Genomic DNA, 10,549 nt, shown 5'->3' on the forward strand with positions numbered 1-10,549 from the left:
GCTCTTTCGAGCTTAAAAAAGGGGGACTTTGACTATGGCTCCCCCCTTTTTTAAGGGGGGCTGGGGGGGATCATAATCTTGCGGAAAACTTTGAAAACACGCCCTAGGGTGGGCAGTGTCTAGCAAGGGGCTTTTTAAGGTGATATCTATTTAGCACTGCCCACCCTACATAAGCTGATAGCTGACAATTTATCCTAAAATTACTTACCCAAAAAAAAGTTTTTCAAAACCCTTGACAAACTATATAATAATCATTACAATAATCATTGTAAACAAAATTGATTTTTTTAATCATGTCTACAGACTTTATTCCGAATCACGACAATAATTCTGAGGATTCTAACCCAAAGAAAAAACGTATTAAGTACATTAAGGGCTCTCCTGAAGCAGTAACTAATACTATTTACAGCCTTTATGCACTGGGGTATGCAGATGTTTCCGAGTGGAGCCCTTTGCAGCCGACGGGCATTCCAGGGGAAGTAATTAGTTTTGCAACCAAGTCTTCGACTTGGCGTTAATAGGTTAAATTTCTGGGGGGGTTTCCCCCCTGGTCAAAGGCTCCGGTTTGTTCGGGTAGAATCACATCCGGATTGATTCGGAAACTGATAGACAAGACAATTGCGTTTACAGCAGTGAAATAGCCGTGGATAGTATTTCTACGGCTATTTTTTTTGGTTTTAATTTAATGGAATTGGGAAGTGCGAACGCGCCCCGCGTGACCTACGGTCAATCGCGTAGCGTGGCCAACGGCCAATCGGATCAGATTCCGATTGGGGCTACACCGATGGTGGGCAGTGCCTAGCAACGGACTTTGTCAGCTGATCTGATCTGTATCAAGCACTGCCCACCCTACATTAACTTTTACTGAGATTGATTATTAACAGCTATTCAGCAATGCTAAATCTTTAGCTGCTACTATTTCTAGCGTTTCTCATAGCTATGAGGTACACTTTTGATTGGCACCTATTGCCTTAAGACCTTCTTGCCTTGCTGCCTTCTGCCATTCCCCTCCTGGGAGGGGTTAGGGGTGGGTGCCTTCTGCCTTAAAAGGATAAGCAATGTCGCTCATGACTATGAGAATTGCTATATATATTGTGCAACTTATTATTTTAGCACTATTGATAACTACTATCCTGCCCCGGGTCTTTAGACCGGAGAGTGTCAACATAGACTTGTCTTAAATTTGTCAGATGATAGTCGTGTTTTAAGATTGAGCTGTCACGAACGTTGTACTTAATCTCTTCTAGGAAGAGCAGTTCAACCACGGACGGAGCCAATTCGGGGTTGTCCATGGCAGTTTCAAACAGCCACTTGGTGTCGCCGATCAAAAAGAAGTCCAACATAGTAATTTAGTAATCAGTAAGATGCACCTGTGCGATCAGCTGTGCGGGTATACACAGCTGCTAATGGTTTATCTCATATTTGTAAAAAATCAGGAAAGAATGTCCTGATCCGTGGGCTTAGTTTTGCTTAGCGTACGCCCTTGAGTTGGGATGTTGGTTTTTGCTACTGGTGCGATGCGCGTTTAGCGGCTCTTTCGGAGCATCGCAACGGTAGAAATCGGTTTCAGCTACAACCACCTATCCCTGGATGTCTGTCTGAAACATTCTGTGGGTTTATAAACACAACGAGGCGGGGTTTATTAAAAAATATTTCCAGTTTATTGACAATAAGTATTTATTATGATAAAATGCTATAGCTAAACTTGCCTAGTATACGTGGGATCAGTTTTAGCGATCGCACTAAAATCAATTAAATTGATCGTAATGACCACGTAAGCATTCAGCCGTCAGCCGTGAGCTTTTAGCTCACGCTACTTGAGGTGCCGTCAGCCGTGAGCTTATTTTAGTCAAAAGTACCGATCTAGTAGCACTATCTTTAGGGCATCAAATGTTGGCCTAGCCTGGCCTACGGCTAATAGCTGATATAGCGCTACGCGCAAGGCAAGAGGAATTCCCCCTTATTAAGGTGCATTAGCGTTTGAGATTTTATCAATGTCCTAACTTTAATGGGTAGTGCTATACCAATGTTAAGCTCAGCATTTGTAAGCCATGCATGGGTAATTTGGAGCGATGCATCCAGGTTGACCGGCTTCGCTTCTACTGCTGTTTCAATAGCTTTGGAATGAATGGGTTGGGAAAAGAAGATGTTTGAAAAAGCCTGATCTATTGGCTACTATTAGTGTTGTGGAATGGGCTAGTGTTGTGGAATGGGCTAGTGTTGTGGAATGGGCTAGTGTTGTGGAATGGGCTAGTGTTGTGGAATGGGCTAGTGTTGTGGAATGGGCTAGTGTTGTGGAATGGGCTAGTGTTGTGGAATGGGCTAGTGTTGTGGAATGGGCATCTTGCCCGTTCGAGATCTTATCCGGCGGGCAAGATGCCCACTCTTCTTATCCGGCGGGCAAGATGCCCACTCTACTGGGGCGGACACTGCCCACTCTACTCCTATTCATTCAAAGATTCAGTAATGCCTAATTTTTAAAGTATCGAGTTATATCAAAGCAGTGGAATACCTTGAAGAGTGTTGATTCCAACAACCCTGAGTTGAATTTGTCAAACATACCTAAACAGATTCTCTAAATTTACTTTTGATCGTGCTGTCATCAACATAAAAATAAGACAGCACCATAAAAAGCACCGATTTGCTAGTGCTGCTAAACAGTTAGCTTGATGGACTGGAATTTATTATAAACCAACTCACCTCAAAAATAATATTAAAAATTGTTAAGAGTTTTCTGAAGTAGTGACATGCTCCCGCTGCACCCTGCACTATAGTTCATTAATCGCATCAGCATAAGCCATTGCTGCTGTTTCCCACTTCGGCAAATTACTACTAATCTCAACTAATTGTTTTTCTTTGAACGCACCCATTACCTTCTCGGCTGCCTCCCTAGGCTGATCAGGATCAACGGTAATGATGGCAGACCCCCCTGCTTCCAAACCGGCTTGATTCCCTTGAGAGACCACCACGAAGCGACCAAATGATGCGGCTTCGGCAATCGGTAATCCAAAGCCCTCCCGGTCAGATAGAAACACTACCGCTGTTGCCTCTCGATACCATTGAGCCAGAATGCGATCGCTTATGTGGCCATGATACTGAACCCAAGGCAAGCTCTCAATTGACTTGAGGAACGCTTCACCGCTAGCTTGGGTCGAAGTATTCATCCCTCCTATGGACTTACGAAGTTTAGTTGGTGATCGGTAATTGGTAATTGGTGTACGCCAATTTTCCTGGAGTCCAGTTTTGGGTAAGTCCTGTTGCCTTGATGAGACCTAGGTGTATAAATTGGTTTCAGCTCAAGTGGGGCAATGCTTTCATAATTATGCTATTTTTTTAGCATAATAAAGTAACTAATTTAACGTTTTTTTAAATTAGTAATTAATTAGTTATTTTTTTTTATCTCTGCTATTTTTTGATAATCCCCTAACTATTAATTAATTAGGGTTGATAAAAAAATAAATAAAAAAACTTATCAAGTGAGTTTCCACAACAATCTACTCATCTTCAAGATTTTAAAGTTTATGTATTCAGTGTTTAAGTTTATTTAATCCCAACGTTATATTCGTTATAGTCTATTGTGTGTACTCACAGTTTGGACAAGCTGGCTGATTATTATTGAACCCAGTCGAGCTATTTACAACCTGATTGAACATTGGGAATTTGCCTTCACAATGGTCTTTGGTTCGATGGTTGCAGGAGCCACAAGTATGGGAGGAGGCGCAGTTGCTTTTCCAGCTTTAACAAAGTGGCTTCACGTCTCTCCCCCCGATGCAAAACTCTTTTCTTTAGCTATTCAAAGTATTGGCATGAGTGCCGCCTCTTTTACGATTGTTGCTATGAAAACTCCAGTATAATGGAAGTTAATTCGTTGGATGAGTTTAGGGGTAATTCCAGGTATTTTTATGGGAACAGCTTTTTTGGCTCCTTTACTTCCTCCCGAAGTCATTAAAATTTCATTTACAATGATGGTGAGCAGTTTTGCCCTCATTTTAATTCACTTAAATTTAACTAAGACTGAACGGAACTTGACGATTGAACACTGGGGTAAACGAGAAAAAATTTTATCTCTAGTAGTCGGATTAATGGGCGGTATGATTAGTGGGTTAGTTGGGAGTGGAATGGATGTTTTTGCCTACTCTGTAATGGTGTTACTGTTTGGCTTGTGTGAGAAAGTTAGCACTCCAACGTCAGTGATTTTGATGGCAATTAATGCCATCACAGGCTTTTTAATTCATAACTTTATCCTGGGGGATTTTGTCACTCCCGTCAGTAATTATTGGTTAGCGGCGGTTCCGGTTGTGGTAGTAGGTGCGCCAACCGGAGCAATTCTTTGTAGTCTGATGAAACGCCAAATGGTGGTTTGGATTTTGATTAGTTTAATTGGAATTGAATTGCTGACTTCTTTACTGTTGATTCCACTTACGACATCCGTAGTTTCGGCTGGATTGTTTGCCCTGATTTTATTTACTTCATTTTATTATCTGATGTATCGCACAAAACTGAGACGCGCTTAATTGAGTGATTCTTGGTTTTATCATTCTCTTAAAATCATTCTATTATTCAGCAACGCCAGACCGCTTCCTATGAGATGCACCCCATGTAACCTTACCCTAGGGTTAACCACCCAAAAACTTGCTCAACTGTTAGTTCTAACTCTACTCCATTGAGAATCGGTAACGTAGAGGTTGCTGAAAGGATTTCCAATCGTTGAGTCTGATCAATCACGATAATACTTTCTTCTTCCGGATCAATTAACCATCCTAGTTCGGTTCCATTACGCAAACAGTGGATGAGTTTGCTCAGGACTTTGGTTTGTCTTTGGTCTGGGGAAAGAATTTCGATTGCCCAATCTGGATGTATTTCAAAGCGGTTGGCAATTTTGCCAGTTGGTTCAATGGGGATGTTTGCCCAACGAAATACTGTGATGTCGGGAATAATTGATTCACCCCCAAAGGTACAGCGCAGTTCCGGGAAAGCCTTGGCAATTTTGTTGGGATTAGCGACTCGATTGATAGCTTGACACAATTCAATCTGAAGCAGACTATGTTGGCCTTGTGGCATGGGCTTAACAATTATTTCCCCATTGATAAATTCTGATCGGGGTTTGGTTTCTGGGAGTTTGAGGAACTCCTCTAAGGTTAGGGGTGGAGTGGCTGTGGTCATATATAGCGGTTTTTAATTAGGTGAGGTGCATTTTTTAGAGAGCAGGGAGCAGGCAAGAGGCAAGAGGAACCCACCCCTAACCCCTCCCAGGAGGGGAAGGCAAGAGGCAAGAGAAAAAAAATTATGTGTACCTCGTAGCTATGAAAAACGCTGTAATAATGGTAAATAGCGAAAATAATGACACCCAACACTTTTAAAAATAATTGCTTGTTAATTATAGCAAGAGGTTTAATCTGTACTTTTGTTATTTGTTGGATTTCGTGGTATAAACCCAACCTACAAGATGGTGATGAACGCTCGTTCGCCGCTACAGGATTGACCGTAGGTCACGCTACGCGAAAGCACTAAAACTAAACTAATATTTTTTCAATCTCCTTAAGTACCTCAGCTAAAAAAGGAGCATTAGATTGAACAATATTATCCTCACTTCCATCATGTTTATGATGAGGAAAAGTAGCAAGATTTAATTTTCGATGGTGTTCGGTATTATCATAGCGGAAAATTAGATTATTATCGTAATTCATATATTGATAACTATACATTTTTCTATCGATTGAAATTTCTACATAGACAAATTCTCGGAAATGGAGCAAGGAATTATCTTGGAAATTTATCTTGCCTCTGATAAACCCTTCATACATTCCTCTTTTTTCCCGTTCAATAGTTAACCCTTTGACTATTAGCGATGATGACAATAAAAGATCAATCTGATCAAAATAGTCTTCAATCAACAAAATAAATATCCTCTATAGATTCTTTTGTTTTTTGTAAATGTTCCAACATTTTAGATTCTCCGATCCATTCATCAAAATCAAAACTATGGACTAATTCATCGTTATTAAAGCGAGTAATAAATTCCGCTGTTGATAATTTGTATTTAGTTTCAAATTCCTGAAGGCGTTGTTCTGTCCTTTGAATTCCTGCTTTAACACTCTGTAATCTTTCTGACAAGGCACTTTGAATAATTCGTTTTAGTGAATCTGGATCTTTTGATCTAATTTTGAGTTCAGCCATCATTTTTTTAAGTTTTTTTTTATTGACGTTAATAAGGTTTATAAGGGAACAGGGAATAACGAATCGCACCCCTATTTCCTACTCCCTACTCCCTATTGAGTTCATTAATCGCATCAGCATAAGCCATTGCTGCTGTTTCCCACTTCGGCAAATTACTACTAATCTCAACTAGTTGTTTTTCTTTCAAACCACCGATTACCTTCTCGGCTGCCTCCCTAGGCTGATCAGGATCAACAGTAATAATGGCAGACCCCCCTGCTTCTAAACCGGCTTGATTCCCTTGAGATACCACCACGAAGCGACCAAATGATGCGGCTTCGGCAATCGGTAGTCCAAATCCCTCCCGGTCAGACAGAAACACTACCGCTGTTGCCTCTCGATACCATTGAGCCAAAATGCGATCGCTTATGTGACCATGATACTGAACCCAAGGCAAGCTCTCAATTGAGTTGAGGAACGCTTCACCGCTAGCTTGGGTGGAAGTATTCATCCCTCCCACTAAATGCAATTCCCAAGGTTCACCACTAAGCTCTCTAAGTTGAGAGGTTAATGCCACAGCTTCCGGTAAACGCTTGGCAGCTGGGTCGATCCGACCTACCGATAACAAGAATGGTCCAGTGGGAGCAGAAATCGAGACGGTCGGTAACTTAGCTAGGGGTGAGTCTACTCCATTCGGAATAGTTTTCAGCTTCTGTTGAAGCCTTGGGTTAGGGCGAAAGTGTAGCAGGTCATTCTCCGTAGCTTTGCTTACCACGATAATCTGCTGGGCAAAACGAATCGAGGCATCCAGGTAAATTAGCGATCGCAAAGCCGTTTTTATGCGATCGCCATACTTATTAGCCGCTTTCCATTCATTGACATCATGAAGCACTGCAATAGTAGGTGGATGCCACGGCAGTACGATCGGGTTAGATAGCCAGACTAGAGCCTCTACTCCTGCTTGAGCACAATACCCATTAAAGCGAGTAGCCACCCAACCATACCGCTTTGCTGGGGAGTAATCCAGCGGTGGTAGGATATTAACACTATCTGCCAACTCCTGTAGGGTAGGAGTATTCTCAAACGCATTTGGAGAAGCCAAGATTTTCACCTTAGTGCCTCGGCTGATCAGTTCCTCAACTAGAGGTGGTAGTAATCGATTGAGATACTGCCCAATCCCTAAGCGAGGACCAAGATAATGGGCAATTAAAGCAACAGACATAACTTATAGCACAGGAAACAGGGAACAGGGAGTCGGGAATCGGGAATCGGGAATCGGGAATCGGGAATCGGGAGTAGGGAGTAGGGAATAGGGAACAGGCAAAAAATCCGTGTGTGTACTCCACTAATATGAAAACCGCTGTAGCTTAGATGTAGGAATAATTTCTAACTTAGTTACAATACCACTAAATAAAATCATAAAGGAACAGGCATTTAGAAAATTTTCCACTTTCCACTCCCGACTCCCGACTCCCGACTCCCGACTCCCTAATCCCAACAATGAACAAAATAATTTCCTGGTATCGATGGGCGATGCAAACAGGGCAGCTACCATTTGCGATAATTTTAACCATAACCATCTACCAACCCTTTGAAGACTTTGTTCTCAACTGGCTCCCCTTACCATCACCGTTAATTTCATTAATACGTTTTGTTCCCGAAATTATCCTTTACATCCTAATGGTAAGGGTAATTTACCTGCGGATCTCCTCTGGTAAAGGTATACGAAAAACCCCCCTTGATATCCTGATTATTGCCTTTTTCCTCGGTACCATGATTTCCATTGTTGTTAACCATGCTGGAATTGCAGGTAGCATTAAAAACTTACGCACTAATTTTCGGTATATCTCCGTTTACTATACTGTTGTTAATATTGACATTTCTATCGAACAGCTTTCTCTATTATTAAAAAGTATTAGACTAGCCAGTTTAATCCAGGCAGGTATAGCCTCCATCCAATACTTCTTACCCGCCAGCATCACTCAGAAACTATTCACCAGGCAAGTCATCCACTCCGGCACAATGGCTGCCAAAAATGCCAGCATTGGCACCTTTGGCGACAGTGCCATCCTTTCAGGATTCCTGATGTTAGCCATTTCAGTATTTATTAGCCATGTCTACACCCACTCTAGTCATCTTATTCCCACTTTCAAAGACTCCGCTAGTATTTTAGTGCTATATTTCGCCAACTTTGCTTCCAAAAAGCGAGCTGGACTGATGATATCTCTACTAATTCCTATTCTAGTATTAGTTCATCTCAAACGTAAAAGAGATACTGCTCTCATCCTCTGGTTTTCTACAGCAATTTTGATAACTGTAGTATTAATTTCCCCATTATTGAATCTTCAAACATCAGCAGCTTCCGTCTCTGAAAATGGTGAAATTCCTGATTTAACTTCCTATTTCTTCTCGATTTTTTCTCCAGATTACTGGCAACACAACTTAGAAGCTCAGCGGGGTTGGGCAGCCAAGACTATTGTTAATGGTTTGATGAATTCAGGAGGCTGGTTTGGCTTTGGTCCAGAGCCTGGTGCCTTACAAAGAGGAATAGAAAATTCCGTGATTCTCTCCCCAGATGAACAACGGCATTTATCCTGGCATGTGGAACTCCTGGAAGATGCCTACTGGTTTGCCTTCCTGGGGTATTTTGGAATTGTTGGTTTGGGGATTTTTTGGCTAATATTGCTACGGCTTTACCAAACCTCTAACTCTCTGATTAAATCCTCTTCATCCCTGGAATACAAATCCCTTGGGGTGATGCTTTGTACGATAATTATTGTTTCTTTCTTTTACACCTTTGTGGAAAGGACATTTAAACTTCGACCCTTTAGTTTTTATTTTTGGTTACTGGCTGGACTAGTAGTTAATTCCTGGTCTGTTCAACAAAGGAGTAGGGAATAGGGAGTAGGGAGTAGGGAGTAGGGAGTAGGGAATAGGGAATAGGGAACAGGGAACAGGGAACAGGGAATAGGGAATAGGGAATAGGGAATAGGGAATAGGGAACAGTATAAAAGAAAGACAAGCATTTTTTTGTTATGCTTAATCCTTAGTGCTGATATACTTATCATACTGTTACCAATTCCCCCATCACCCTATCACCCTATCACCCCATCAGCCCATCATGATTGATCATCAACCAAGAGTGGAACAGATATTTGTAGTAGGAAACTCCCGCAGTGGCACTACTCTGATCGGTCTAATCTTGGGATTAAATTCAGAGGTTTTCACCTTTGAGGAACTCCATTTTTTTGAGCAGTTATGGTCCGAGCAGCATCGGGACTCTTACCTGACTCAGGCAGAAGCAGAACAGCTAGCGGCTCGCCTCCTATCAATTCAGCATAGTGATGTTCTGCGTCCAGGGGATCCCAGTGACTTTAGTGAAGAAGCCAAAGCAATTATTGCCCAGTTTCCGGAGCAAAGGCTAACCTCTGGGGATGTCTTTAAGGTATTTCTGGGATACAAAGCTGCTAAAAACAGTAAGAGTATTCCTTGTGAGCAAACTCCGCGCAATGTCTTATACATAGCTGAAATCCTGGAACTTTATCCCGAAAGCAGGATTATTAATATGGTTCGTGACCCCCGAGACGTACTGCTGTCACAAAAATATAAGTGGCGAATCAAATTCCTGGGTGCCAAGAATATTCCTTATCGAGAAGCCTTCCGGTCTTGGTGCAATTATCATCCCTTTACCATCTCAAAACTTTGGAATGCCTCGATTAACGCTGCTGACAAATTTGCCAATCATCCGCGATGTCGTACGGTGAGATTTGAATATTTGGTAACAAATCCAGAGCAGACCGTGGAACAAATTTGCCAGTTTCTAGGTCTGGAGTTCCAATCACAAATGTTGGACGTTCCTCAAAATGAGGGCGGTGTCTCATCCCATAAGCAAATCACACCAAAACGTCGGGGAATTGACCCGAATACCACTGGAAAATGGCGGCGTGGGGGACTTTCTGTGACAGAGATTCATATTTGCCAGCAAGTAACCTATACTAACATGCTCAAGCATGGTTACTCCTATGCTTCGATGAAGCCCAACCCCTTGATGTTAGCATTAAGCTGGGCATTTTTACCTGTAAAATTGACCCTAGCTTTGTTAATGAATCTTGACCGAACCCGAAACATTGTAGAAGCGATTCGCAGACGCTTGTAGATGGTAACCCTGCTATTAAGGTCTTGGGTTTTAGGGAGCAGGGAGCAGGGACTTCGGAGCAGGGAGCAGGAGTGTCAAACAGCTTTTAGGAGATGCACCCAACCGGATTTGGTCATGGTGATACCTCTAAGATCTGTTTAATACCTTTAATAAAGACTTGAAAACTGTGGGATGTATTGTCAGTTAAAGATAAATAGGGTGCAATTTTTTTAGAATGGATTCCTGGATAGTATTCCT

Annotated in this window: 13 protein-coding genes; 6 read left to right on the forward strand and 7 right to left on the reverse strand. The window is 42.0% G+C overall.

Features of this window, described 5'->3' with window-relative positions:
• Positions 1-293: 293 nt before the first annotated feature.
• Positions 294-518, forward strand: coding sequence for a hypothetical protein (locus F6K51_RS33365; RefSeq protein WP_293029159.1), 225 nt, complete (start codon positions 294-296; stop codon positions 516-518).
• A 597-nt stretch (positions 519-1,115) separates the two neighbouring features.
• Here F6K51_RS33365 and F6K51_RS33370 read toward each other — a convergent pair.
• The gene (locus F6K51_RS33370; RefSeq protein WP_198954011.1) at positions 1,116-1,292 is read right to left on the reverse strand and encodes a hypothetical protein; all 177 of its coding nucleotides are present in this window, start codon (positions 1,290-1,292) and stop codon (positions 1,116-1,118) included.
• A gap of 858 nt (positions 1,293-2,150) precedes the next feature.
• On the opposite strand from F6K51_RS33370, the gene F6K51_RS33375 reads away from it, so the two are divergent.
• Positions 2,151-2,474: a hypothetical protein gene (locus F6K51_RS33375; RefSeq protein WP_293029164.1), complete on the forward strand. Its 324-nt coding sequence runs from the start codon at positions 2,151-2,153 to the stop codon at positions 2,472-2,474.
• A 294-nt stretch (positions 2,475-2,768) separates the two neighbouring features.
• Here F6K51_RS33375 and F6K51_RS33380 read toward each other — a convergent pair whose 3' ends face one another.
• The gene (locus F6K51_RS33380; protein WP_293029168.1) at positions 2,769-3,164 is read right to left on the reverse strand and encodes a glycosyltransferase; all 396 of its coding nucleotides are present in this window, start codon (positions 3,162-3,164) and stop codon (positions 2,769-2,771) included.
• A 411-nt stretch (positions 3,165-3,575) separates the two neighbouring features.
• Here F6K51_RS33380 and F6K51_RS33385 point away from each other — a divergent pair, with 411 nt between their 5' ends.
• On the forward strand, positions 3,576-3,854 hold the full coding sequence (locus tag F6K51_RS33385; protein ID WP_293029170.1) for a hypothetical protein: 279 nt from the start codon (positions 3,576-3,578) through the stop codon (positions 3,852-3,854).
• A gap of 9 nt (positions 3,855-3,863) precedes the next feature.
• Positions 3,864-4,514, forward strand: a complete 651-nt coding sequence (locus tag F6K51_RS33390) for a sulfite exporter TauE/SafE family protein (protein WP_293029189.1) — start codon at positions 3,864-3,866, stop codon at positions 4,512-4,514.
• A 91-nt stretch (positions 4,515-4,605) separates the two neighbouring features.
• Here F6K51_RS33390 and F6K51_RS33395 read toward each other — a convergent pair whose 3' ends face one another.
• From F6K51_RS33395 to F6K51_RS33410, 4 genes are all read right to left on the reverse strand, one after another.
• Complete coding sequence (locus tag F6K51_RS33395) at positions 4,606-5,163, reverse strand: Uma2 family endonuclease (RefSeq protein WP_293029172.1); 558 nt, start codon at positions 5,161-5,163, stop codon at positions 4,606-4,608.
• A gap of 350 nt (positions 5,164-5,513) precedes the next feature.
• Entirely contained in the window at positions 5,514-5,897 is a 384-nt protein-coding gene (locus F6K51_RS33400) for a DUF6516 family protein (protein ID WP_293029174.1), read from the reverse strand.
• Positions 5,887-6,180 carry a hypothetical protein gene (locus F6K51_RS33405; protein WP_293029176.1) on the reverse strand — a complete coding sequence of 98 codons (294 nt, stop codon included), beginning with the start codon at positions 6,178-6,180 and terminating at the stop codon, positions 5,887-5,889. The genes F6K51_RS33400 and F6K51_RS33405 overlap by 11 nt, the downstream gene beginning before the upstream one ends.
• An 82-nt stretch (positions 6,181-6,262) precedes the next feature.
• Positions 6,263-7,378, reverse strand: coding sequence for a glycosyltransferase (locus F6K51_RS33410; RefSeq protein WP_293029178.1), 1,116 nt, complete (start codon positions 7,376-7,378; stop codon positions 6,263-6,265).
• Between the two features lie 278 nt (positions 7,379-7,656).
• Here F6K51_RS33410 and F6K51_RS33415 point away from each other — a divergent pair, with 278 nt between their 5' ends.
• Positions 7,657-9,057 (forward strand): hypothetical protein, encoded by a 1,401-nt coding sequence (locus F6K51_RS33415; RefSeq protein WP_293029181.1) that lies wholly within the window; start codon positions 7,657-7,659, stop codon positions 9,055-9,057.
• Here the strand turns inward: F6K51_RS33415 and F6K51_RS33420 are convergent.
• Complete coding sequence (locus F6K51_RS33420; protein ID WP_293029183.1) at positions 9,036-9,182, reverse strand: hypothetical protein; 147 nt, start codon at positions 9,180-9,182, stop codon at positions 9,036-9,038. The genes F6K51_RS33415 and F6K51_RS33420 overlap by 22 nt on opposite strands.
• A gap of 95 nt (positions 9,183-9,277) precedes the next feature.
• On the opposite strand from F6K51_RS33420, the gene F6K51_RS33425 reads away from it, so the two are divergent.
• Positions 9,278-10,312 (forward strand): sulfotransferase, encoded by a 1,035-nt coding sequence (locus F6K51_RS33425; protein WP_293029186.1) that lies wholly within the window; start codon positions 9,278-9,280, stop codon positions 10,310-10,312.
• Positions 10,313-10,549 lie beyond the last annotated feature (237 nt).

It is taken from the genome of Moorena sp. SIO3I8 (assembly GCF_010692325.1).
In the GTDB taxonomy this organism is placed as follows: Bacteria; Cyanobacteriota; Cyanobacteriia; order Cyanobacteriales; family Coleofasciculaceae; genus Moorena.